Raw genomic sequence first — 23,465 nt, 5'->3', positions numbered from 1 at the left:
ATTTAGAAAGTGTTCAAGCGATGATGAGATTGTATAGCAGGGTAAAAGCATATAAGGCGGCTTGAGAATAAGTGAAGCCACCAAAGAGGCCATTGTGAAACAACGGTTTCTTTGGTGGTTCTTAATTTCAGGCAAGGAGGTAATACGGATGCGTGAAATCGATACCCAGGTTGTAGTAATTGGAGGAGGAGCAACAGGGGTTGGCATATTGAGAGACCTTAGTCTGCGTGGAATACCAGCGCTCTTGTTAGAACAAGGAGATTTAGCACATGGGACAAGTTCACGCTTTCATGGCCTTTTGCATAGTGGCGGTCGTTATGTGGTCAAAGATGATAAAGCTGCGCAGGAGTGTATCGAGGAAAACAGAATTTTGAAACGCATTGCTGCGCATTGCATTGAAGATACTTCAGGGTGGTTTGTATATCTAAATGGGGATGATCCAAACTATCTGGAGTTGTGGATCAAAGGGTGTGCACAAGCAGGAATACCGGTTAAAGAGGTTCCACTGGAAGAGGCTTTCCGGCTCGAGCCCTTATTGACACGCAAGGCGGCAAGGGTCTTTGAAGTTCCTGATGCTACCGTCGATGGTTTTAAATTGCTTTGGGCGAACGTGAAGTCCGCAGAAAAATACGGAGGAAATTATCAAACGTATTGTAAAGTCCAGTCGCTTTGGCTAGAACAGGGACAAGTAGTAGGAGCCTATGCCGAAGACCTGATCACAGGTGAGACGATCCAAGTGCGAAGTAAGATTGTCGTGAATGCTGCAGGGCCTTGGTCTTCTGAGATTGCGGCAATGTCTGGCTTTGACGTGCACATCCAAAAAGACAAGGGGGCTCTCCTTGTATTCAACCAACGGATGTTTAAGCGAGTAATAAATCGTTTGCGGACACCGGGTGATGGCGATATTTTTGTACCGCATGAGACCGTAACTATTTTTGGGACCACATCCCAAACAGTGGACTTGCCCGACGATCATCAGGTTAATGAACAAGATGTAACGGATTTAATAGAGATCGGTCACAACTTGGCAGAAGAGATTGAACAGCAGAGAGTTGTCCGAGCGTTTGCTGGAATTCGCCCTTTGTATGAAAGCGTTGATGCCTCAGATCATGAAGGGCGTGGAGTTAGCCGGAATTTCTCGCTTATCGATCATGAAAAGAAGGACGGAGTTCGTGGGCTTGTTAGTATTGTAGGTGGCAAGTTAACGACTTACCGCTTGATGGCCGAGAAAGTAACCGATTGGGTTGCTGCGAAATTAGGGGTGCAAACGGTATGCCGTACTGCGGAAGAACCCTTGCAAAATGAACTAGCAACAGAAGTTTGGGATAAGGCTCGCCAGTTATTAGGTGTCGCGGCTGCAGACAAGATGATGGAACGATTAAACGAACAAGCCGAATCCGTCGTTGAGGCTATAGCTTGTCAACCGCTGCTGGGACAGTATGTTTGCGAATGTGAAATGGTCACGCAAGCAGAAGTGCTGCATGCTCTGCAAGATCCCTCGATTCACTCGCTTGATGATCTCCGTCGGCAGACTCGACTGGGAATGGGGACTTGTCAAGGTACCTATTGTACCTATCGGGCGACCCCTATGATTCAAGAGAGGTTTGGTGGTTGGGAGAGAACTGTCCAAGAATATCAAATCCTCTTAAGCGAACGTTGGCGAGGGATAACGCCAGTTCTTTGGGGTGAGCAACTTCGGGAAAGTGAATTAGCACGGGCTTTGTTTTTGAACGTTCTAAATTTCAAAGTCGAAGAAAGTGAGGGATGAACGAGATGTGGGATGCCATAGTGGTGGGGGGAGGTCTAGCTGGTTGGATAGCAGGAATTCGAGCCGCCCAACGAGGCAAAAAAGTCCTTTTAGTCACGGAAGGGGTCGGAACACTCTTTTATTTCTCCGGGATTTTTGATTATGGAGACGTTGAGGGTCTGCGCCATTTGCCGAAACACCCCTATACTTTATTCGATTCACAGGCCATACTTCAAGGCCAACACTTTGTTCAGGAGATCTGTCCGGAGTATGTTGTGAGTGATCAGCCACAGACTGCTTTTACTGTCTTAGGTTCTGTGCGTCAAGGCGACCTCATGCCGCGCAGCATGGTTCTTCCCAATCGTCAGGCGCAGGGAAGGTTCGTTCTTTTAGTGCCTGAAGGATTGAAAGATTTTTTTCCAGAGATCGTGGCAGCTAACATGACACGCGAATTTCCAGGTTGGCAGGTGAGCGTCAAAAAGATGCAGGTGGAGGCTCTTGCAGAATGGACCAGACTGGGTAAAAGTGTGTCGAGTATTGATTATGCAGCCATCTGGAGGAGTGAAGCTGGGCAAAGAGCTCTCGCTCAGGAGATCGAAGGGATCAAAAGACAGTACCAGGAGGCGGGTAAGTCCTCAAGCCAGGTTGTCGTAGTTCTGCCCAGTTTGGTCAGGGGATACTTTGACTCTTCGCGCACGAAGCCCTTTAGGAACGAATTCTCTCTGCCTGTAATGGAAATGAGTTCTTTTGTACCCAGCCCACATGGTCGTTATTTTGCAGAATATCTCAAGCATACCTTTACCGATCTAGGCGGTGAGCTGATGATCGGGGCTCGTGCGGTATCTATAAACGGCGAAGCGACGGTTGAAGGTCAGGCTAAAACCTGTCAAGAACTAATAGTCCACAGTATGGGCAAGTCGTTGCGGTTGAAAGGTAAGAAGTTCATCTTAGCGACAGGCGGACTGTTGGGTGGGGGAATCAAAGTGAGTATGGCGAGAAAATCAATTACTGAAGGCGTTTTTGATCTACCTCTCTATGTGCCAAATGAGTGGAGTGGGCCCAAGTTTTTTGCTCCTCAACCGTTTACTCAGGCCGGCGTAGAAACCGATGAATTCCAGCGGCCCCTCGATCCTACAAGTGGACAAGTAGTTTGGGATAACGTCCATGTTGTGGGAAGAATGCTTGCTCACTGGGATCCTTGGACTCAAAGGTGTGGGGGAGGGGTTTCGCTTACATCTGGTTATGTTGCAGCTGAATTGATTTAGTGAGCGGAGCATTTTAGAAAGGAAGGGGGATCCTTGACTGTGGATTCAAGAGATGAATTGGCAGCTCGATTGGATGCTTGTCAAAAATGTAGTGTGTGTACAGCTCAGTGCCCGGTGGCTAAAGTTAACCCGCATTTTATTGGTCCAAAAGGGTTAGGACCAGATATGGAGCGGTTTCGTATGGGCCAGATCATTCAAGGTGAAACAACCTTAGATGATTGCTCTAATTGCAAGACCTGTGAACTGACTTGCCCATCCGGCGTTAAAATAACGGAGATGATTCTTAATGCCCGGAGAGCCGCTCGTCAAGCGCCGAACAGTAACCCATTGAGTCTAAAATTACGTTTGAGGGGTTATGTTTTGGGTCGGGCAGAATATCTGGGCAAGCTCGGGGTCATATGGCCGTCTCTGACAAATCAAGTCTTAAAGATTAAACTTGTCCGCGTGGCCCTTGATAGAGCACTGTCAATTAGCGAGAGTGGCCCCTTGCCAGCCTATGCCAAACCTTTGAAACTGCAGGGTGACAAAGGTGAAAAGCTTGGAGCAAGTGCTCGTAAACAGGTTGTTTATTTCCCAGGTTGTTATACACGCTATAACGAAGCTGATACAGGTCGGATTATGATTAAAGTCTTAGAGCATCTGGGTTATAAGACCATAGTACCTAATTTCCATTGCTGCGGCTTACCATTAGAGGCGAACGGTCAGTTTGAGCAGGCTCATAAGAACGGCCTTTATAATTTGGAATTAATGCGACCTTATCTGGAAGCGGGGCTGCCGATTATTACATCTTGTACGAGCTGCGGTTTGACAATGAAAGAAGATTATCCAAAATTGCAGACGACATCGGCTCAGCTCATCGGAACCCAGACGTATGATTTGTTCGAGTTTCTATGGCAACTATATGAAAAAGGAGAATTACCCCTTGATTTTCAGGAAGTTAAGGCATCCTACGGTTATCATCCTCCCTGCCACTTAAAGGCCCAAGGAATTGGAACGCCGGCTCTGCGTATCTTGGGATTAATTCCCGGAGTAAAAATCCGCAATCTTGATGCTGGTTGTTGTGGCTTATCGGGTAGTTATGGCTTTAAGGCTGAGAAATATGATAAAGCAATGAAAATTGGCAGTACACTTTTTGAAGCCATTAATGTGGGGGCAGGTCGCGGTGATTTTCAAGGTATGACGACTGAATGTGGAGTGTGTAAAGTGCAAATTCAGCACGGCACGGGCCTGCTGACGGAGCATCCTGTGTGCATCCTGGCCAAAGCATATGGTCTGATAAACTAAATCAGGCAATATTTCTAAACCTCAAAACTCTAATGTTGTATCCAACCGATGACTGCTCTAGCCTCAACCCGAGGTATACTTCGGAAAATATTTAAAGTAGGAACTTGCTGAATTGATTTTCCGCTAAGATCTGATAAACTAACAAGCAAACCATGGTAGGTGTAGTTATAAGGAAGTTTCCTTCTCAGCCCAGAGTAACGCGCAAGACGAGATAGGATACTAGAGAAACTTGGCGCTTAAAAGAGGAGGTCAGAAGGGCATGTTAAAGTATTTGGCATTACTTTGTGCTTATTTCCTAGGGGCCATACCATTTGCTTATTTAGCTGGGCGTATCAGACACGTGGATATTCGCTCACAAGGAAGTGGCAACATTGGCTCAACGAATGCTTTTCGATTGTTAGGTGCGAAGTATGGCTTAGCTGTGTTTGCGGGGGACGCTTTGAAGGGTGTCTTAGCAACAGCGCTTTGTCTTAATTTGTGGGGTCCTTGGGGTGGTGTAGGCGGTGGGATCCTGGCAATAATAGGACACAGTTGGAATCCCTTTTTTAAATTTAAGCCGACGGGCAAAGGTGTTGCAACAGGATTTGGCGTTATTACGGTACTAGTACCTGGGATATCCCTGATTGCTATAGGTGTTTTTATTTTAGTTACGTTGATTACTCGTTATGTTTCGCTGGGGTCTACCCTAGGTGCTGCAACAGCTGTTTTATTGACCCTTTTTTCACCAGCTCCTCTCGCTTATAAAGCGTTCGTTTTCGTGGCAGGCATGTTGGTTTTCGTACGTCATCGCGCTAATTATCAGCGCTTATTGAAAGGGACAGAATCTAAGCTTAAGTATTAAGGCCCACTCCTAAACAGGAAAGACGTGAATATATTTGAAAAGAGAAATTAAGGTACTCTGTCTTATTGATCATAATTTTGAAGATCTAGAACTTTGGTATCCCATTCTACGGTTGATGGAGGAAGAGATAGTTACTCACTTAGCCGGAGAAAAAGCAAATGAAACGTATACCGGCAAATATGGCATTCCGGCTAAATCTGAGTATTCTTTTATGGATATAAATTATAAGGACTATGATGCGTTGCTTGTTCCGGGGGGATGGGCGCCAGATAAATTGAGACGATTTCCGGAAGTCATTGAGATTGTAAGATACATGAATGAGAAGGGTAGACCGATCGGTCATATCTGTCATGCAGGTTGGGTGCTGGCTTCGGCGGGTATCTTAAAGGACAAACAGGTAACGAGTACGCCAGGAATAAAGGATGATATGATCAATGCTGGTGGAATATGGCGTGATGAACCAGTTGTTGTGGATGGGAATATCGTATCCAGCAGAAAACCGTTAGATTTACCTTTTTACATGAAGGAATTTATCAGGGTTTTGCGGAACAGCTAACTTATTTGGGGAAATATATTTATTGAGTACTTGAGAAAGTCACCATAATAATTAAGGTTAAAATTTGAAAGTGGGTTAGGAGTAAAGGAGATAACCTCTGATAAGTGGTTCCAATCGGAAGTACTTTATTAGAGGTTGTATTTTTCATAGGAAATGGTCGAAGGCGGTAATTGAGGAACAATTTCTCTTGAAAAGTGGAAACATTGTTATTATTGATACGATTTTATTCTATATAAGTTAGTGATCACAGACTATATCCAGATAAATAAGAGGAGGTTATTTTAATGAGTATTCGTGTAGCAATTAATGGTTTTGGTAGAATTGGTCGGCTTACCTTACGAGCCGCTCTGAAGCAATCCCTTCCGTTTGAAGTGGTAGCCATCAATGATCTAGGAAGCCCAGATCTATTAGCACATTTGTTCAAGTATGATTCGGTTCATGGAATTCTTTCTAATTCAGTTGAGATTGATGGGAAAACGATGGTCGTTGATGGCAAACCCATTGAAATTTTGGCCGAGAGAAGTCCATCGGATTTGCCTTGGAGTAAAATGGGTGTAGATATTGTCATCGAGTCCACTGGACGCTTCACAAAGCGTGATGCCGCCGCTCAACACCTAACGGCTGGGGCCAAAAAAGTCGTCATTTCTGCACCGGCCAAGAACGAAGATATTACGATCGTCATGGGAGTTAATGATGATAAATATGATCCGTTGCAGCACCATGTTATTTCGAACGCTTCTTGTACAACCAACTGTCTTGCTCCCGTAGCCAAAGTTTTATTGGATGCTTTTGGGATTGAGCAAGGGATGATGACTACGACTCATTCGGTTACGAATGATCAACGTATTTTAGATCTGGAGCATTCGGATTGGCGGAGATCTCGAGCAGCCTATCAATCGATGATTCCGACGACCACGGGTGCAGCCAAAGCAGTTACCTTGGTCATACCTGAATTAGCAGGTAGAATGAATGGATTGGCCGTTAGGGTCCCGACACCGAATGTTTCTTTGGTTGATTTTGTAGCTAATCTAAGCAAGCCAACTAGTAAGGAAGAAATAAACGCGACTTTACGCCAAGCGGCAGAAGGTAAATTAAAGGGTTATCTGGAGTACACAGAATTACCTTTCGTTTCCCATGACTTAAATGGTAATCCAGCCAGCTCCATCGTCGATGGATTGTCAACAATGATGATGGGCGAGCGCATGGTTAAAGTGCTGACTTGGTACGATAATGAATGGGGTTATTCCAACCGTATTTTAGATTTAATCAAGTTGATAGTCAGGAGTGGCTTGTAGGCTGCCGACCTATTTAATAGAGGCCAGGGAGATAGTCTGTGAGAAGTTTTTCTAACAAAAGTATTCGCATATGGCTGATAGTTCTTAATGGTTTCTAGCATAATAAGGACAATGAGAAAAATGGATATTTAGGCGTTTTATACGGGGAGTAGGGGGATGGGAAAATGGATTTTTTGAAATCTGTTATGTTGGACAAGAAAATTGGGGCAACGATTCGTAGGGTAGAGGATCTAAATGAAGCAATCCACCATCCCAATATTGGTACTATCTTTCTATTAGGTGCAGACATTAATGTACTACCCTCCATCATAAAAAAGATTCACGCTGATAATAAGGTTTTACTTGTCCACTTGGATATGCTGGAAGGAGCGGGCAAGGATAGAGCGGGGATACACCTCCTGGCCAGAATGGGTCTACGTGGTCTGGTGACGACCAAACCGAACTTAGTCAAATATGCCAGCGGAGAAGGTATGGTGGTTATTCAGCGCTTGTTTGTCTTAGATTCAGAGTCAGTCAAAACAGGCATTAAGATGGCATCTGCGGTAAAGCCCGATGCAGTTGAAATCTTACCCGCGACCGTTCCTCAGTTTGTAATTCAGGAAATGAAGGATGCTCTGGGCGTGCCGGTTCTCGGTGGCGGTCTCTTGAGAACCGAAGAGGACGTAAGGCTTGCTGTTTCCAAGGGGATCGATGCTGTATCTACAAGCTTGCGGCATTTATGGAATATGAACTTCTAAGCAAACTCAAAACTCAGTTTATAGGGACGGATAAGGAAGGTTACTGAAATGAGAAGGACAAAAATTATTTGTACGATTGGTCCTGCAAGCGAATCCAGAGAAAAAATCCAACAGCTGTTGACGGCAGGGATGAATGTTGCCCGGTTGAATTTCTCCCACGGAACCCATGAAGAACATGGCGTGCGAATTTCCGCCTTAAAAGAAGAAGCTGCGCAGGCGGGAAAATATCTAGGCATCCTACTTGATACTAAAGGGCCAGAAATCCGTACAGGTATGGTGCCAGAGACGGGAATTATACTTACTAATGCTGCGGAGTTTATTTTAGATACGAAATCTGCAATGGGCTCCTCTGAAAGAGTAGGAATAACCTATCCAGAATTATGGCAAGACGTTGTTCCCGGGACACATATTTTAATTGATGACGGGCAGCTGGATCTGGAAGTTATCTCGGTACAGCAAGAAGAGATTAAGACGCGGGTGTGTAATGGTGGTATCTTAAAATCACAAAAGGGAGTCAATGTCCCTGGGGTTTCGATTAGATTACCTGGAGTGACTGAAAAGGATATTGAAGACATACGTTTCGGTGTTACCCAGGGGATCGATTTTATTGCCGCCTCGTTTACTCGCAAAGCGTCTGATATCTTGGCGGTGCGGAGAATTGTCGAGGAAATGGGAGCAACGGCTCAGATTATTGCTAAAATAGAAAGTCAAGAAGGAATTAACAATCTGGATTCTATTTTAGAAGTTGTCGATGGATTAATGGTTGCGCGCGGAGACTTGGGAGTTGAAGTCCCGGTTGAAGAAGTCCCAGTTTATCAAAAGGAAATGATTCAAAAATGTAACTTACTCGGGAAGCCGGTTATTGTGGCAACCCAAATGCTTGATTCTATGATCCGGCAACCTCGGCCTACTCGGGCGGAAACCAGTGATGTTGCGAATGCCATCTTAGATGGAGCGGATGCCATTATGCTGTCTGGCGAAACAGCAGCCGGACAATTCCCCATTGAAGCAGTGCGCATGATGGATAAAATCGCTAAACGAACAGAAACAACACTTTTAGAAACTAAGGCAACACGCCATCCCCATCTTAATGTCGCGGAGTCCATTAGCTATGCCAGCTACAGTATCGCTGGTGACCTCAACGCGACGGCTATTTTAACTCCCACTCAATCCGGTATCACTGCGCGGATGATTTCTAAATATCGTCCTCAAGCTCTTATAGTAGCTGCTACACCTTTTCCGGAAGTTGCTCGAAAGCTCGCGTTACAATGGGGGATAGAACCGCTTGTGGTTCCGGAAAGCCCGGGAACCGATCAGTTATTGTCAGTAGCAGTAACGGCAGCATTAGATAAAGGATACATTCGAACAGGGGATATTGTGGTAATTACGGCAGGGGTTCCTGTTGGTAAGGTTGGCACGACGAATATGATTAAAGTCCAAGTGGTAGGAGGGATACTAGCCAAGGGGAAGGGTATTGGGAGAAAATCATATATGGGGACCGCCCGGATGGTCCATCAAGCTGAGCATGATACGTTTAACAAGGGTGACATTCTTGTTGCTAGCGCCACCGATGCTCGGTATGTTCCGCTCATAGCGTTGGCTGGGGCATTAGTCATTCAAGAATCTGGTTTAACATCTCATGCCGCCATTGCGGCTTTAGAATATGGCATCCCGGCGATTATAGGTTTGCCGGAAATTATGACTACAATTTCCGAGGGACAGAGGATAACGGTAGATGCTCTTGCTGGAGTTATTTATGAGGGAACCGTGAGTATTTTGTAATATAGGCTGGAATAAGCCTTGTCCGGCAGGAAACCGCAGGTTAATGGAGAAGTAGTGAATAAAGCGTTCTCAACTAGAGAATTGCTCCGATCAATTGATTGAAAGTTCGGGAGAGTAGGAAGTTTCTTTTCTCGGTATACTAAGGTATATTTATAGAAATAGTAAAACAAACTGAGTGCAATCCGAACCCTAGCTAACGGGAAAGGGGATTTTGGTATGAACAAAAAGAGTGTAAATGATGTCGAGGTGCAGGGAAAACGCGTTCTTGTTCGAGCGGACTTTAACGTACCTCTGGACGAGCAGCGACAGATAACGGATGATACGCGCATACGAGCCTCTCTGCCTACAATAGAATATCTCGTCCAACAAGGTGCTCGTGTGATTTTGGCATCTCACCTGGGCCGTCCTAAAGGCCAGGTCAATCCGAAGTATTCTTTAGATTCAGTAGCTCAACGTTTGAGCGAAAAGTTGGGACAAAACGTGAGTCTTGTTGGAGACTGTGTCGGGACAGTGGCTGCAGAAGCCGTTAGCAAGCTGCAAGATGGGCAGGTTCTATTGTTGGAAAATGTCCGTTTCCATGCGGAGGAAGAGAAAAACGACCCTGCGTTTGCCCGTGACATGTCTGCACTCGCCGACCTGTTTGTCAATGATGCTTTCGGAACTGCCCATCGTGCTCATGCGTCAACTGAAGGGGTTACCCATTATATACCAGCCGTGGCGGGTTTACTTATGCAAAAAGAAGTTGAATTTATGGGTAATGCTTTGGAAAGGCCGGAACGTCCCTTTGTGGCCATTATCGGCGGTGCCAAAGTGAGCGATAAGATTGGCGTGATTGAAAACCTCCTGGCAAAGGTCGATGCATTAATCATAGGCGGAGGCATGGCGAATACGTTTCTGAAAGCTCAAGGTTATAATGTGGGAAAATCTCTTCTCGAAGAGGATAAAGTGGATTTGGCAAAACAACTTATCGAAAAAGCCAAAGCAAAAGGCGTGGAATTAGAATTGCCAATCGATGTGGTGGTGGCCAAAGCCTTTGCGGCCGATGCCCCACACCGTACGGTAAGTGTGTCAGAGATTCTAGACGATGAAATGGCTTTAGATATAGGTCAGGCGAGCGCCGCGAAGTTTGAGGCTCGTATTTCGACGGCTCGGACGGTGATCTGGAACGGCCCGATGGGCGTTTTTGAAATGGATGCTTTTGCTAAAGGAACAGAGGGCGTTGCGCAGGCAGTTGCCTCCTGTGGGGGGATCACGATTGTTGGTGGCGGGGATTCTGTGGCAGCCGTAGAAAAAATGGGCGTTGCGGACCGAATGACCCATATTTCAACAGGGGGTGGTGCCTCACTTGAATTTCTGGAAGGGAAAGTATTGCCTGGCGTTGCTGCCCTTCAGGATAAAGCATAAGTCAAGGCAGGATACTCGTAAATTGAAGGTTAAAGTTACATTTTGAAGGTAGATTCTAGAGGTGAAGTATAGTTTGGAGGTCAGGGAGGTCTGAAGATCAGATATTGCGCCTCGAACCTTGTAATGACCTCGGATTATGAAGTGGAGGAATAAAAAGTGGCAACTCGTCGACCGATCATCGCTGGCAATTGGAAAATGTATAAGACTGTCAGCGAGGCAGAGGACTATGCAGTAAAATTTTTGGAAGAGGTTAAGGATGTTACAGATCTTGACATTATCCTGTGTGCACCCTTTACAGCACTTTATCCCTTGAAAAATGAATTAGAAGAAAGTATTGTGCACCTGGGGGCCCAAAACATGTCCTGGGCAGACCAAGGGGCCTACACTGGAGAGATATCTGCTCAAATGCTGCTGGATGTCGCCTGCACATATGTCATACTTGGCCACTCTGAACGGCGCGAGCTGTTCGGAGAAACAGATGAAGCGATTGCGAAGAAGTTGCAGAAAGCGTTGGCTGTAGGACTTAAGCCGATCCTTTGTGTCGGGGAAAATCTGAACATCCGTGAAGAAGGAAAAGCAGCTGAGAAGGTCCAGGGTCAGGTATCTCGTGCTCTTGCTGGCTTACCTCCAGAGGAGCTAAACCGAATAGTCGTGGCTTATGAGCCGATCTGGGCGATTGGCACTGGGAAAACAGCTTCTAGTAAAGATGCCCAAGAAATGTGTGCAGCAATCCGGACCACCTTGACTGGTCTCATGGGGTCTGCCGCCGAAAAAGTACCCATTCTCTACGGTGGAAGTGTCAAAGCGGAAAACATAGCCGAGCTAATGACCGAGTCGGATGTTGACGGTGCTTTGGTAGGTGGAGCAAGCCTTGATCCTCAAAGTTTTGCTAAACTAATATTTAACGCGGGTTCTCCTGTAGCGCGCGTGGAAGGGATATAATGATGGAGGTTGCCAAACCAGTTCTGCTGATGATTTTGGATGGGTGGGGTCATCGCGAGGTCACCGAAGGAAACGCCATTGCCCAGGCGAATTTGCCCAACTTTCAGCGCTTGGAAAATGCATACCCCCACACCACCCTGAAGGCATCAGGGGAGGCCGTGGGGCTACCAAAGGGCCAAATGGGAAATTCTGAAGTTGGACACTTGAATATGGGGGCAGGCCGGGTCGTCTATCAAGAGTTAACCCGGATCTTTAAAGCGATTGAAGATGGAACGTTACTTAAGAATCCCGTCCTAGTCGAAGCTATGAATCATGCCCGTCTCGATAATAAGGCCTTCCACCTTTTAGGCTTACTCTCTGACGGAGGAGTCCATTCTCATATAGAGCACCTATTTGCCCTTTTAGAGATGGCAAAGGAACAGGGGTTAGAGAAAGTATATGTCCATGCTATTCTCGATGGCCGCGATGTTCTACCGCAGAGTGCCAAACTTTATATCGCTCAACTCGAACAGAAACTTAGTGATCTGGGGATTGGCAAACTCGCTTCGGTAAGTGGCCGTTATTATGTGATGGATCGAGACCATCGCTGGGAACGTTTAGAGAAAGGCTACCGAGCCTTGGCTTTGGGCGAAGGAAAATGCGCCGCTAGTGCTTTAGCTGCGGTAGAGAGTTCCTATGATGTGCGCGTGACGGATGAATTCGTGCTCCCAACGGTGATTGTCGATGAAGAGGGGAAACCAGTGGGCACTATTCAAGAGGGGGACAGTGTACTCTTCTTTAACTTCCGCTCAGATCGGGCGCGGGAAATTGCTCATGCCTTCGTAGACGATGAAGTTACAGGGTTTGAATGCCCAGTTCACCCGCGTGTCCACTTTGTGTGTATGACTTCATATGAGGACACAATCTGCGCACCGATTGCGTTCCCGCAACAGAACTTGAAAAATACGTTGGGAGAAGTTCTTTCACAACATGGATTAAAGCAATTACGGATTGCAGAAACTGAAAAGTATGCGCATGTGACGTTCTTTTTTAATGGCGGAATTGAAGAATCTGATCCGGGCGAAGAACGAATTCTCATTCCTTCACCCAAAGTTTCGACATATAACCTCCAGCCTGAGATGAGTGCCCCAGAATTAACGCGAACACTCCTAGAGCAACTGAGGAAAACTACATATGATGTGATCATTCTTAACTTTGCCAACCCGGATATGGTTGGACATACTGGCGTATTCGAGGCAACAGTTAAAGCCGTGGAGGCGGTCGACAAATGTTTAGGCGAGATTTGTGATGAGTTGCAAAAAGTGGGCGGGACCCTCCTTATAACAGCTGATCATGGGAATGCTGAAGAAAAAGTGGATCCCCAGACGAAGCTTCCGTTGACGGCCCACTCCACAAATTTAGTACCGTTCATTTTGGTTAATGATACGTTCAAAGGGCAACTGCTACGAGAAGGCGGCGCTTTGTGTGATGTTGCGTCCACCATTCTCGAATTGCTCAATATTCCCGTACCGAAGGAAATGACGGGGAAATCGTTACTTAAATCGTAAATTAAAGCAGTCCAGACCAGCTTAAACTCTTTGAACCATTTAAAGGGTTAAAGGGCACTTGAGGAAGTAAGGACTCCAAAATTCGGGGTTTTTCTAAAAATGAAAGGGGATATACAAATGAATTTCATTACAGATGTTTATGCACGCGAGATATTGGATTCTCGAGGAAACCCAACGATAGAAGTAGATGTTGTCCTCACCGATGGGATTATAGGTCGTGCCGCTGTTCCTTCAGGCGCTTCTACGGGGGCTTTTGAGGCAGTCGAGCTTAGGGATGGCGATAAAACCCGTTATATGGGCAAAGGCGTACTGAAAGCACTTGAGAATGTCAACTCGTTAATTGCTCCAGAAGTAGAGGGGCTGAATCCATTCGACCAACCAGGATTAGACCGGACCTTAATTGAACTTGATGGAACTGAAAATAAAGGGAAACTGGGTGCGAACGCGATCCTTGGAGTGTCTTTAGCAGCAGCTAAAGCGGCTGCGGAGTCGTTAGGGTTACCGCTTTATCAATATTTAGGCGGGGTAAATGCCAAAGAGCTTCCGGTACCGATGATGAATATTTTGAATGGTGGCAGTCATGCCGATAACAATGTGGACATTCAGGAATTTATGGTTATGCCAGTCGGAGCGTCGAGCTTTGCTGAGGCCTTGCGCATGGGGACAGAAGTATACCACAGTCTGAAAGCCGTTTTAAAAGAAAAAGCCCTTGCAACAGCAGTCGGGGATGAAGGTGGTTTTGCGCCTAACCTTGAATCCAACGAAGATGCGCTACTCTGCATTGTCGACGCTATTCAAAGGGCAGGATATGTTCCAGGAGAAGATGTGGCGTTGGCTCTTGATGTCGCAGCCTCAGAAATTTACGAAAATGGAATCTATGACTTAGCTGGTGAGGGGGTCAAGAAGACTTCGGATGAGATGATTGATTTCTATGAGGGACTGATCAAACGGTATCCGATTGTTTCTATAGAAGATGGACTGCATGAAGACGATTGGGAAGGCTGGCGTAAGTTGACCGAGCGCTTAGGAGATCGTGTTCAGCTCGTTGGGGACGATTTATTCGTAACCAACCCGGAGCGCTTGGCTCGTGGAATTAAGGAGAAATGTGCCAACTCGATTCTCATTAAGCTCAACCAAATCGGAACTTTAACTGAAACCTTGGATGCCATTGAGATGGCCAAACGGGCAGGATATACAGCAGTGGTTTCGCATCGTTCAGGCGAAACGGAAGACGTCACTCTCGCTCATGTGGCTGTTGCCGTCAATGCAGGTATGATAAAAACAGGAGCTCCGGCACGGACAGAACGGGTGGCCAAGTACAATGAACTACTCCGAATTGAGGAAGAACTTGGGGAGAGCGCAGTTTATCGCGGCAGGAAAGCGTTAGCTAGGTAGAACAGAGATAGTTCACTTAACCTGAAGTTTCTTGAGTTTTGCTGAAGCATGTGCTAGAATAGTTCTATTACTTAATAAGTAGTAGTTTGATCGAATGGTGACCTAGGGTTGCCTTAGGGAGTGAGTAAATTGGTAATTGCTTTGGTTATACTTTTGGTCCTTAGCTCTATAGGACTCATTGCGACGGTATTGCTTCAGTCTGGAAGGAGTGCTGGGTTGTCAGGTGCGATTGCAGGGGCTGGCGAATCAGTGTTTGGGAAAAAGAAAGGTATGGATGAATTGTTCGCGAAACTTACGGCCGTTTTAGCGGGTGTATTTTTGCTGAGTTCTTTAGGTCTAGCTATCCTTAAATAGTAAAACCTGATCAATGCTCTATTTTTCCAGTTATAATGTCAATCAAGAGGGGCACTTCAAATGAGGTGCCCCTTTCGTGCTATTATCCAAGACTTTTCGAAGACAGGCTTCGAAAAGGAAAGCAGGGATGGTTTTGGTTGAACCAACAAAACGCTTACTTGAGCCCTTTAATTTCCCAGGAAACCATGTTGGGTGCTTACTAATTCATGGGTTTTCAGGATCTCCTTCGGAAATGCGCTTGATCGGTGAACGGTTAGCTAAATTTGGGTGGTCGGTTCTGGGGATACGACTTTCAGGGCATGGAACGACTCCGGAAGAGATGGCCAAAACACAGTGGGAGGACTGGGTTAAAGATGCGGAAGCTGGGGTAAGGGAACTGAGAAAGTCTTGTCAGACAGTGATTGTCGTTGGTCTTTCTATGGGGGGATTGTTAGCACTTCATCTGGCTACTCTGGGTTTGACCGAGGGGATTGTTTCCATGAACGCACCGATGGTGCTGGTTAACCAGCGAACCAGATATGTCCGACTTATTCGGCCTTTCAAAACGTTTGTAAGAAAGCCGAAGAAGCATTACTTAGGATTAGCCTCTCAGCTGGAAAATGAACGTTTTGTCTATGAGAGGATCCCAGTGGATGCTCTGATTTCTCTGAACAGGGCAATTCGCAAGGTGCGACGTAATCTAAAGGAGATTACGTGCCCAACATTATTGATGCAAAGCGATAAGGATCTTACAGTTAACCCCATCAGCGTCCAAATTATTAAGAATGAAATGCAGCAGATAAAGCCGGAGGTTCTTAATTGGGGAAAATCTGGACATATTTTAACGCTCGGGCCGGAACGGGAAGAGGTTGCTCTAAAAGTTCATGAATTTCTCCAAGGATTGGATTCGATAAAGCTTTAACCTTTACAGTTTAGGGCGAAAGAGTAAAATCATTGGCAAGTTAAAAGCATTTCGGAAGCATTATAATAATATTGGAATACAATTATTTGATTAGCTTTTGGAGAAAGGTACTAAGAAAAAAGGATTAGAAAAAGTTCTATTATAAAAAGAGATGGATTGAAATGTGTATGAGTAGAAATCCACAAGGTTATTTTGGATATATAAGGTAATTTGTGGTATACTAAAATTCTAAGGAGAGGAGGAATACTATGTCTCACGAGGGGATTAAAATTGTCTCAGAAAATCGCAAAGCCTTCCATGATTATTTTATTGAAGATAGAGTTGAGGCAGGAATCATCCTTACCGGGACAGAAATAAAATCCATCCGTAACGGGAAAGTGAATTTGAAAGACAGTTATGCTCGTTTGAACGATGGCGAAGTCTGGGTTCATCAGATGCATATCAGCCCTTACGAACAAGGAAATCGCTTTAACCATGATCCCTTGCGACCGCGTAAATTATTACTGCACCGTGCTGAAATTAATAAATTAGTCGGAAAAATTCAGTTGCAAGGCTTAACTCTCATACCAATTAAAATTTATTTAAAGAAAGGCTTGGCTAAAGTTGAATTGGCGGTTGGGCAAGGAAAGAAAAATTACGACAAGCGGCAATCTCTTGCCGAACGTGAAGGTAAACGTGATATTGAGCGAGCTTTAAGAGATCGTAATAAAGCATATTAAGTTTAATACAAGTTTTAATTCAAATATCTAATGGTTTTATTGCTCAGAAGACTATAAAAAGATATTGATTTAATATTTTCCACTAAAATGCAGCGATTCCATAGATATTTAGCTATTCTTTACACGAAAATGTGTTATACTAAGCATGTTAGAACTTTACATGGGGGCGTTCTAGACTCGCTCGGGGAAGCGGTGGCAAGAGTTGCGCGTCGAGATTCCACCTGGTCTCGTTAAACGGTGGACCTAATAGTTAACGAAAATAATTACGCCCTAGCTGCTTAAGTGCCGCTAGCATCCTGCCTTCTGTAACCTACGGTGAAGGGCCAGGGTGTCAAATAAGTAGGTTGCTCTAATGTCAATGCTCGGAGACGTTAGCTAAGATTATCGAGCTAGCCTGAACTGAATCCTCTCCTTTAGGAGTCAAGACTGGCGAAACTTAAAATAAAGGATACACGCGTAGACGCTTTTGTGGCAGCTCTTCGATACAGGGGTGCAAATCCCCTCGCCTCCACCATTGGTACACCTAACATATTGAATTTAACAGTGATCTCTATATCAAGTTTTTTATCACCAGTAAAGAAAACATTTATAGTGTCAACATATTCCTGAATGACCGCCTTTTGATCCGTTGGATTATCGGATAAAAGGGCGGCTTTTCTGTTGTTTAATACTTTTATGATTGCCGCGTCATCAATTTCCGGCGTTTTCTGAATAATTTCAACCTGAGCCAACTGAGAAGTAAGAAAAACTTTCTTTTCATTGGCTTCTTTAATTTTTGTGGCCAGAATATTTCTGTCAAGCACACCGTCTCCAATGGCATCAATCCAATTGTTTATTTTGGCCTCTAAAGAAGCGATTTCTTCTTTAAGTGGTTTGGCATCATTGGTAACCGTACCTTGTTTTTCTTTGTACAGTTTTTGGACTTTTTCCACTATCCTTTGAATAGCTTCAGGCGAAAAACAAATTTCTATCAATTTATCTATAACGACGTTCTCAAGGAGTCCTTTTGGAATCCCCTTATTTTCGCACTTGCTGGAACATTTATAATAGGCGTATTTTCGGCCACGGCTGGTGTAAGACTCACCTGAAATTTGGTTACCACACTGAAAGCAGAAAACCTTACCGCTAAGTAGATAAACTGCTTTTGCTTTCAATCGAACTTTTTCACTGTTGCTTTCTCTTTTTTTCAATTTAGCATTCACCCTTTCCCAGAGATCCTCCGGAACAATGGCCGGAATTGCCCCTTTAAGAATAATTTGCTCTTCAATAGGTTTTTTGAGATGGCTGTTTCGTTTACCCGATTCATCTTTTGATGAGCTGGCATTCCATACATAATCACCTTTGTATTTGGGGTTTGTTGCCCAGGTATCAAAACTTGTAATCTTAAATTCATCTCCGGTGTAAGTTCTGAATCCAGCACGATTTATTAATCGGGCAATCTCGGCTCTTGTTAAATCAGCATCAAGTCCTTCGAAATACATTTGAACGGCTTTGTATCTTTTTACGTCAATTTCATACATTTGAGTTTTAGGATTAACTTTGAGGCCATATGGTGGACGGCCCCCGTTGTGGGTGGCTTTCATCGCATTTTCATTAAGCCCTTTACGTACCTCACGAGCAAGGTTCTTGCTATAATATTCAGCCATGCCCTCTAGAACTGATTCAAGAATAACAGACTCGGGAGAATTATCCAATTGCTCTAAAACACTTTCTACCTTGATCAGGTTAAGTTTTAGCTTTCGTTTATAAAAAGCTGAGTCATAGCGGTTCCGTGCAAAACGGTCAAATTTATGCACAACCACCACCTCGAACACCCCTAACGCACTTTCCTCGATCATGCGTTGGAAGTCAGATCTATTATCCGTTGTAGCGCTCTTAGCCTCATCTGCGTACCTTTTAACTAGTGCATAGCCTTTTCTCTTGCAGTATTCCTCAATGGCTCTATTTTGGGCTGTAATGGATTCCTCGCGTTGATTGTCACTACTATATCTAGCATAGGATGCTGCACGGATAATTCTGCTCATTTTGTGTATATTCCTCCCTTCTATATTCTGTCACTCACAGTCTAGGATAGGTCCAATAAATAAGCCCCCACGCATAGGATTTCTATGTGGGGGCGAGTCTTATGTTAAAACTGGTCTGTAAATAACTTAATTGCATTATTTTTACAAACCATATCGATAGTTTTGATTTGTTTCCGGGTTAGCTTATTACGATACATTTCTATCAAATTATCTTTCTCTGACGAAAAGCATTCAAAAGTATCTAAAAGATTTTCTATTGCACGCATATCCTTTTCTTGTTTAGCTCCGCGTGTTGGCCATATCAATAGTTTATGCAATACATAGGCATGTGGGGTAGGGACATTAATTAAATATCCGTAAATTTCTAATTTCATCTGAGAATCAATTAACATATCCATGTGACGTAACCCTTCAACTTTAACCCCCAGGGACCGTGAAACATAAGGTTCCGTTTGTCCTGCACCAATTTCCCGCGCTAAGAATTCTAATTCTAGTGTTCCCTGAAAAAACTTTGTGACGCCAGTTAATCTATCTACCTCGTAAATAAAGCCATGTTCTTCCAACGCTCTTTTAATATTAATTTTTTCTCTCGGACGCCCCAAATTCATAATTAACATATCCACATCTCGGGTCCGTAGATTGGCTTGAAAGTCTTCGAAATAGGTAATCTCATACAAATATTCAGCCCAACTGCCAATTAAAAGCAAGTGTTCTAGAATGCCTAAGTCTCCAAGTATACAAATAATATTCCTAAAAATATCCTTTTCGTTGCTCATCAGTGAATTGCCTTTGAAATTATCTTATAATCTTTATTTATATCTATTAGAACTTTTTCGTACTTCCTTCTCTGTTCAATCTGAAACTGAAATTCACTAAGTGCTTTCTCATCAAGTTTTAAATATTGACTTTTAACTTGTTTCCCCTCTCGAACAAAAAGATACGGATATTTACGGCCATTTATATACTTATATTGGATACTACCCTTCGGAAGCATAGCAATCTTTTCACGGTAGACTTTTTCCATACGCTGGAGCCTATCAAGTTCTTCCCTTAAAACATTTTTTATCATTCGACTATCCCTCCTAACTATATTTTAACCAACAAACCAAGAAAATGCTATAGTTTGTTAGTTAAATGTCATTACTATATTTTAGCTTTAAAATTTGAAAGTGTTACAAATCATCCATTTTTAACCACTACATAATATAACCTAATAGTCTTTTAGTTAAATATAGTTTAACCAACATTCAACGCAAATACAACATGTGTTGGTTAAAAGATGAGGTATATTTAACCATTTTATTCATTACCTAAACCTGAATTTCGTCGGACCTAGGCCTAATCCAGCTAGGGTTTTCCTTTTCCGAAGGCTCTAAAAGCCTCAAGCCCTTATTCAAACTAAAGCCCTATATCTGCATAGGATGCTGCACGGATAATTCTGCTCATTGTGTATATTCCTCTTTTTTACAAGGAAAAGAACACGTGTTCATCAAGATGGCAAAAAAGATATGGGCAGAGGATTTCTATAAATTCGTTCTTAAAAGTTCTTATAAAAATATTTAATCATTTCGGTCGGCACGCCATTTCTAAGAAAGAAATGTTCAATGGTCTCACCAGTATGTATATTTGTAGTGGATAGGAGCAATTGAACTGCGAATTCATTAGCTTGTCTTTCGTACCTATTTGTGTTTAAAAAGGAATATTGATCCATAAAGAAACGATTTAAACCTCTATGGAGCCTGTCGTGTGCCAGCTCGTGAGCGCATATAAAACGTTGCCAGTGGGAATCTAGCCTAGAGTTAATTACGATAAATCTACGCCTGAGTTTACTATAATAAATACCACGGGTGTATTTACCAAGATCAGCAAAACGGATATGGATATTAAGGTGTTCAGCAATAGTGAAGGGGCAATTGGTATTATACTTACGTCTTAAGGTATGTATAAGCTTGTCCATATTTTAATATGCACCCCTTTATAAAAAAACGGCACCATGGATTATTTTTTGGTGTCGTTCGTGCTGTCGGGTTTCTTTTTGCGTTTGTTCATCTGTTTCGCTTCCCAGAAAAGGCCAGTAAGGACATCTTTGATTCGTTGTCGATCATCACCTTCGATGGGAACGCCGTCAAACATTAGGTCATCATCCTCTTCAAGCATTTTTTTGAAATCGCGCTTATCCTTGGCTGTGGCCCAAGAAGGAGTATCAGATTTAGTTTTATACTGTAATAAGTAGTCAGGAGTTACCCCGAAGAAGTCGGCTAAAGTATTAATCATATCCAGTTTTGGTTCGGCGCGTTCGTTTTCCCAAGCATTATAGCGTGATCGCTGAATTCCTAATTTATCTGCAACGTCATATTGACTCATACCTTTTTGTGTCCTTAACTTGGTAAGTACTTTACCGATGGACATAATATATTCCTCCATTTAAAAAAAATGTAATATTTTTACCCAAAACTACTTGACGGGTAAAAATATTGCCCATATAATTGATCTAACAGAAAGAGGTGACATTGAAAATGAATAATGCGCGTTTGACTTTTAAAGCTATGCGAAAGTTAAAAGGCACACAGGCTAAAGTAGCGAAAGATGTTGGTATTTCGGAAATATACGTTAGAAAGATTGAAGGTGGGGCTTTTACCCCAGGCCGGGACCTAATGTTTAAACTCGCACAATATTTTGATATTGATGAAAAAGTTTTATTTCCAGATTACTTTGAATCAATGAAAAGGAGGCTTATCAACAGGTAATTTTATTATCTTTAATCCATTATAGGTAATAAAATTATCCGGGTCAATACTATTTTAAAAAGCAATATTATTTTTTTGTCATCGTGGGTAATAAAAATATCCACAGATAATTAAATTGCCCAAAATAAAGCCCGAAAATGGGGGAAGGAGAGAAGCAAGTAATAGCCCCTAGTATGTTAACGAAAGGAGGGGAAGATAGTGTCACGTAAACCGCAAGAGATCACAGTCAATCTTACTGTTAAATTTGTACCACATCCTAATCCTGAAAGAGGGATTGATTTGTTGGCACGTTTGGTTCTTAAGCAGATACTTAAGGAGGAGGCGGAGAACGGGCGGCTGCATAAGCAAGCAATTGTATAAAGGGGGCATCTTAAAGTAGTTTCGACGTAATTGTGGAAGATCCTGTATGGAAACAGGCGAAATAAACTGAGAAGTCAAAAAGAAAATGCCGCCCAATGTGAGTAAATCAAGACGTTTCCTCTTTTTAGGCGGAAAGACTAAGGGGTTGAAGTAAATTGAAATACGACTTTAACGTTGTAATTAACGGTTATAAGCTGGGCGTTACCGTTGAGAAATCAAGTTACTGGGGGATATACAAAATGTCCTTGAAGCCTTTTCAGGTTGAAACTGTTAATGCGCGAGAAGATTTATCCTACGCTTATAATGCCTTAACTCATAATGGGTGGATTCAAAATCAATTCCTCAAGGGTAGATCCGTAAGGTTGTGAGGAAAGAAAGGGGGTTAACCACAATGTCAGTACACATAAAGGACGCTGTGACTCAATTAGAAAAAATGTTCATCGGACTCAGTGAACGGGGATTCGGAGGCAAATCAAGAGCCACATGGCCCGTGATTATTAACCGATCTATTCATCGTCAATCTGTGAGCTACGAATACCAATATTCAAAGTCATTCTTCACGAATCTTCAACTTCAGCATAGAATCCTTATCTCCTATGAACTTATAAAGTCGAAATCAAATCGGCTTACCTTCGTAAAGCTAATTATCGACAAACATATGAGTGGTGAAATCGATATCTTTATGTACCATTTTGGAATGTTCCTAGTGTATAGAGATTTATGCCATAGAGAGAAAGAAGATTTCGCTGAAACGTCTATCGGTAAAAAGCGGGCTCAATTTGTCCAAACGTTGCCAATTTCCCGTTTTATGAGTACGGATGATTTTATTTCAGCAATATGGTCTCAACAAATCGAATATCGAGAGACGGATACTGAAGAATACCAACGGAATCCCTTTATGGAAAATGTACGGATTCTATTTACTAATGAACAGTTTTCTGCTTGGACAGGAAGACAATATTCAGAGGATGTTACTTGGGTAGAACCCATTTCATACAAACTTAATTTGGAATGCCGTAAATGGTCTGAGGAAAAAGACCCTATGGCTCCGAATAAGATTCCAGAGGGCTGGGTTCAAGGTGCGATTATCCTTCATGAAGAGTCAAGTGGTTTGCGTCATTATGTAAACGGTGTGCCCGTCCATGCCGGAAGTGCTCTGCAAGTGAAATTCGGTAACGGGTGGATTAGTGGCCGATATGAATGGAGCTTCGATGGAAAAAGTAAAATCCAGGTCCATTGTAATGATGATGTAATTTATATTTCGGAAGGACATCAAGTTAGGGTAAGAGGGTAGGAGTTGAATGATGCATGATGTCGTTTAAAAAGGAAAAGCCCACGACGGCGGCAACCGAAGTGGGCGAACACGAAGGAGTACTTAATATTTTCACTTCTCATATTAAACGAAATTGTGAGTTAAGACAAGTCGCTTGTAATGTTTGTGGATTTCATCCAAGTAACGATTATGATCGTTTTAGGGTTTGGCGTGCAAGGTCCTTAATGTCTCATTGTAGCGATTTAGCATCTTGATAAGCTGATCACGACCCACCAGCTCCACCCGGTTCAAT

General features: G+C 43.5%; 23 protein-coding genes and 1 other RNA gene. 20 read left to right on the top strand and 4 right to left on the bottom strand.

What is annotated here, in order from left to right:
* Nucleotides 1-148 precede the first annotated feature (148 nt).
* From glpA to ssrA, 16 genes are all read left to right on the top strand, one after another.
* Nucleotides 149-1,768: an anaerobic glycerol-3-phosphate dehydrogenase subunit GlpA gene (glpA, locus tag DOT_RS21785; RefSeq protein ID WP_009623642.1), complete on the top strand. Its 1,620-nt coding sequence runs from the start codon at nucleotides 149-151 to the stop codon at nucleotides 1,766-1,768.
* Complete coding sequence (locus DOT_RS21780; RefSeq protein WP_242833889.1) at nucleotides 1,765-3,012, top strand: FAD-binding protein; 1,248 nt, start codon at nucleotides 1,765-1,767, stop codon at nucleotides 3,010-3,012. Before glpA ends, DOT_RS21780 begins: the two co-directional genes overlap by 4 nt.
* A gap of 39 nt (nucleotides 3,013-3,051) precedes the next feature.
* The gene (locus DOT_RS21775) at nucleotides 3,052-4,296 is read left to right on the top strand and encodes an anaerobic glycerol-3-phosphate dehydrogenase subunit C (protein WP_009623638.1); all 1,245 of its coding nucleotides are present in this window, start codon (nucleotides 3,052-3,054) and stop codon (nucleotides 4,294-4,296) included.
* Between the two features lie 259 nt (nucleotides 4,297-4,555).
* On the top strand, nucleotides 4,556-5,137 hold the full coding sequence (gene plsY / locus DOT_RS21770) for a glycerol-3-phosphate 1-O-acyltransferase PlsY (RefSeq protein ID WP_009623636.1): 582 nt from the start codon (nucleotides 4,556-4,558) through the stop codon (nucleotides 5,135-5,137).
* 34 nt (nucleotides 5,138-5,171) lie between these two features.
* A complete protein-coding gene (locus DOT_RS21765; protein ID WP_009623632.1) occupies nucleotides 5,172-5,693 on the top strand; it encodes a type 1 glutamine amidotransferase domain-containing protein in 522 nt (173 codons plus the stop codon).
* 284 nt (nucleotides 5,694-5,977) lie between these two features.
* Complete coding sequence (gap, locus tag DOT_RS21760) at nucleotides 5,978-6,988, top strand: type I glyceraldehyde-3-phosphate dehydrogenase (RefSeq protein WP_009623628.1); 1,011 nt, start codon at nucleotides 5,978-5,980, stop codon at nucleotides 6,986-6,988.
* A gap of 164 nt (nucleotides 6,989-7,152) precedes the next feature.
* Entirely contained in the window at nucleotides 7,153-7,725 is a 573-nt protein-coding gene (locus DOT_RS21755) for a glycerol-3-phosphate responsive antiterminator (RefSeq protein WP_009623627.1), read from the top strand.
* Between the two features lie 48 nt (nucleotides 7,726-7,773).
* The gene (gene pyk, locus DOT_RS21750) at nucleotides 7,774-9,507 is read left to right on the top strand and encodes a pyruvate kinase (RefSeq protein ID WP_009623625.1); all 1,734 of its coding nucleotides are present in this window, start codon (nucleotides 7,774-7,776) and stop codon (nucleotides 9,505-9,507) included.
* Between the two features lie 216 nt (nucleotides 9,508-9,723).
* Nucleotides 9,724-10,911: a phosphoglycerate kinase gene (locus tag DOT_RS21745; RefSeq protein ID WP_009623623.1), complete on the top strand. Its 1,188-nt coding sequence runs from the start codon at nucleotides 9,724-9,726 to the stop codon at nucleotides 10,909-10,911.
* 156 nt (nucleotides 10,912-11,067) lie between these two features.
* Nucleotides 11,068-11,853, top strand: a complete 786-nt coding sequence (tpiA, locus tag DOT_RS21740; protein ID WP_009623621.1) for a triose-phosphate isomerase — start codon at nucleotides 11,068-11,070, stop codon at nucleotides 11,851-11,853.
* Nucleotides 11,854-11,855: 2 nt separating this feature from the next.
* Nucleotides 11,856-13,400 carry a 2,3-bisphosphoglycerate-independent phosphoglycerate mutase gene (gpmI, locus tag DOT_RS21735; RefSeq protein ID WP_009623619.1) on the top strand — a complete coding sequence of 515 codons (1,545 nt, stop codon included), beginning with the start codon at nucleotides 11,856-11,858 and terminating at the stop codon, nucleotides 13,398-13,400.
* 117 nt (nucleotides 13,401-13,517) lie between these two features.
* The gene (eno, locus tag DOT_RS21730; RefSeq protein WP_009623617.1) at nucleotides 13,518-14,795 is read left to right on the top strand and encodes a phosphopyruvate hydratase; all 1,278 of its coding nucleotides are present in this window, start codon (nucleotides 13,518-13,520) and stop codon (nucleotides 14,793-14,795) included.
* 129 nt (nucleotides 14,796-14,924) lie between these two features.
* The gene (gene secG, locus DOT_RS21725) at nucleotides 14,925-15,149 is read left to right on the top strand and encodes a preprotein translocase subunit SecG (protein ID WP_040413146.1); all 225 of its coding nucleotides are present in this window, start codon (nucleotides 14,925-14,927) and stop codon (nucleotides 15,147-15,149) included.
* A gap of 133 nt (nucleotides 15,150-15,282) precedes the next feature.
* Nucleotides 15,283-16,050, top strand: a complete 768-nt coding sequence (locus DOT_RS21720; RefSeq protein ID WP_009623614.1) for an alpha/beta fold hydrolase — start codon at nucleotides 15,283-15,285, stop codon at nucleotides 16,048-16,050.
* 248 nt (nucleotides 16,051-16,298) lie between these two features.
* Nucleotides 16,299-16,769 carry an SsrA-binding protein SmpB gene (gene smpB, locus DOT_RS21715; protein ID WP_009623612.1) on the top strand — a complete coding sequence of 157 codons (471 nt, stop codon included), beginning with the start codon at nucleotides 16,299-16,301 and terminating at the stop codon, nucleotides 16,767-16,769.
* A gap of 162 nt (nucleotides 16,770-16,931) precedes the next feature.
* Nucleotides 16,932-17,283: a transfer-messenger RNA gene (ssrA, locus tag DOT_RS29065) on the top strand.
* 1,614 nt (nucleotides 17,284-18,897) lie between these two features.
* Here the strand turns inward: ssrA and DOT_RS21705 are convergent.
* The 4 genes from DOT_RS21705 to DOT_RS21690 all read right to left on the bottom strand — a co-directional run bounded on the left by DOT_RS21705 (nucleotide 18,898) and on the right by DOT_RS21690 (nucleotide 21,202).
* Nucleotides 18,898-19,569, bottom strand: a complete 672-nt coding sequence (locus tag DOT_RS21705) for a GSU2403 family nucleotidyltransferase fold protein (RefSeq protein ID WP_009623608.1) — start codon at nucleotides 19,567-19,569, stop codon at nucleotides 18,898-18,900.
* Complete coding sequence (locus DOT_RS21700) at nucleotides 19,569-19,862, bottom strand: hypothetical protein (RefSeq protein WP_009623607.1); 294 nt, start codon at nucleotides 19,860-19,862, stop codon at nucleotides 19,569-19,571. Before DOT_RS21700 ends, DOT_RS21705 begins: the two co-directional genes overlap by 1 nt.
* Before the next feature lie 468 nt (nucleotides 19,863-20,330).
* Nucleotides 20,331-20,750 (bottom strand): ImmA/IrrE family metallo-endopeptidase, encoded by a 420-nt coding sequence (locus DOT_RS21695; RefSeq protein WP_040413145.1) that lies wholly within the window; start codon nucleotides 20,748-20,750, stop codon nucleotides 20,331-20,333.
* A 41-nt stretch (nucleotides 20,751-20,791) separates the two neighbouring features.
* Complete coding sequence (locus DOT_RS21690) at nucleotides 20,792-21,202, bottom strand: helix-turn-helix transcriptional regulator (RefSeq protein WP_009623603.1); 411 nt, start codon at nucleotides 21,200-21,202, stop codon at nucleotides 20,792-20,794.
* 107 nt (nucleotides 21,203-21,309) lie between these two features.
* Between DOT_RS21690 and DOT_RS21685 the strand changes: the two genes are divergently transcribed.
* The 4 genes from DOT_RS21685 (at nucleotide 21,310) to DOT_RS27965 (ending at nucleotide 23,194) form a co-directional block, all read left to right on the top strand.
* Nucleotides 21,310-21,540 (top strand): helix-turn-helix transcriptional regulator, encoded by a 231-nt coding sequence (locus DOT_RS21685; protein ID WP_009623601.1) that lies wholly within the window; start codon nucleotides 21,310-21,312, stop codon nucleotides 21,538-21,540.
* A 198-nt stretch (nucleotides 21,541-21,738) separates the two neighbouring features.
* Complete coding sequence (locus DOT_RS31150; RefSeq protein WP_009623599.1) at nucleotides 21,739-21,900, top strand: hypothetical protein; 162 nt, start codon at nucleotides 21,739-21,741, stop codon at nucleotides 21,898-21,900.
* Between the two features lie 155 nt (nucleotides 21,901-22,055).
* The gene (locus DOT_RS21680; protein ID WP_040413143.1) at nucleotides 22,056-22,268 is read left to right on the top strand and encodes a hypothetical protein; all 213 of its coding nucleotides are present in this window, start codon (nucleotides 22,056-22,058) and stop codon (nucleotides 22,266-22,268) included.
* 23 nt (nucleotides 22,269-22,291) lie between these two features.
* Nucleotides 22,292-23,194 carry a hypothetical protein gene (locus DOT_RS27965; RefSeq protein WP_009623595.1) on the top strand — a complete coding sequence of 301 codons (903 nt, stop codon included), beginning with the start codon at nucleotides 22,292-22,294 and terminating at the stop codon, nucleotides 23,192-23,194.
* Nucleotides 23,195-23,465 lie beyond the last annotated feature (271 nt).

This window comes from Desulfosporosinus sp. OT, from assembly GCF_000224515.1.
In the GTDB taxonomy this organism is placed as follows: domain Bacteria; phylum Bacillota; class Desulfitobacteriia; order Desulfitobacteriales; family Desulfitobacteriaceae; genus Desulfosporosinus.
This window is presented reverse-complemented; position numbering and strand designations above follow the sequence as displayed.

Bases quoted from the DNA above. Each gene is read 5' to 3' on its own strand.
- pyk (WP_009623625.1), top strand. From the start codon at position 7,774: ATGAGAAGGACAAAAATTATTTGTACGATTGGTCCTGCAAGCGAATCC.
- gap (WP_009623628.1), top strand. From the start codon at position 5,978: ATGAGTATTCGTGTAGCAATTAATGGTTTTGGTAGAATTGGTCGGCTT.
- DOT_RS21705 (WP_009623608.1), bottom strand. From the start codon at position 19,569: ATGAGCAACGAAAAGGATATTTTTAGGAATATTATTTGTATACTTGGA.
- DOT_RS21690 (WP_009623603.1), bottom strand. From the start codon at position 21,202: ATGTCCATCGGTAAAGTACTTACCAAGTTAAGGACACAAAAAGGTATG.
- eno (WP_009623617.1), top strand. From the start codon at position 13,518: ATGAATTTCATTACAGATGTTTATGCACGCGAGATATTGGATTCTCGA.
- DOT_RS21745 (WP_009623623.1), top strand. From the start codon at position 9,724: ATGAACAAAAAGAGTGTAAATGATGTCGAGGTGCAGGGAAAACGCGTT.
- DOT_RS21685 (WP_009623601.1), top strand. From the start codon at position 21,310: ATGAATAATGCGCGTTTGACTTTTAAAGCTATGCGAAAGTTAAAAGGC.
- plsY (WP_009623636.1), top strand. From the start codon at position 4,556: ATGTTAAAGTATTTGGCATTACTTTGTGCTTATTTCCTAGGGGCCATA.
- DOT_RS21700 (WP_009623607.1), bottom strand. From the start codon at position 19,862: ATGATAAAAAATGTTTTAAGGGAAGAACTTGATAGGCTCCAGCGTATG.
- gpmI (WP_009623619.1), top strand. From the start codon at position 11,856: ATGGAGGTTGCCAAACCAGTTCTGCTGATGATTTTGGATGGGTGGGGT.
- DOT_RS27965 (WP_009623595.1), top strand. From the start codon at position 22,292: ATGTCAGTACACATAAAGGACGCTGTGACTCAATTAGAAAAAATGTTC.
- glpA (WP_009623642.1), top strand. From the start codon at position 149: ATGCGTGAAATCGATACCCAGGTTGTAGTAATTGGAGGAGGAGCAACA.
- DOT_RS21755 (WP_009623627.1), top strand. From the start codon at position 7,153: ATGGATTTTTTGAAATCTGTTATGTTGGACAAGAAAATTGGGGCAACG.
- DOT_RS21780 (WP_242833889.1), top strand. From the start codon at position 1,765: ATGAACGAGATGTGGGATGCCATAGTGGTGGGGGGAGGTCTAGCTGGT.
- smpB (WP_009623612.1), top strand. From the start codon at position 16,299: ATGTCTCACGAGGGGATTAAAATTGTCTCAGAAAATCGCAAAGCCTTC.
- DOT_RS21695 (WP_040413145.1), bottom strand. From the start codon at position 20,750: ATGGACAAGCTTATACATACCTTAAGACGTAAGTATAATACCAATTGC.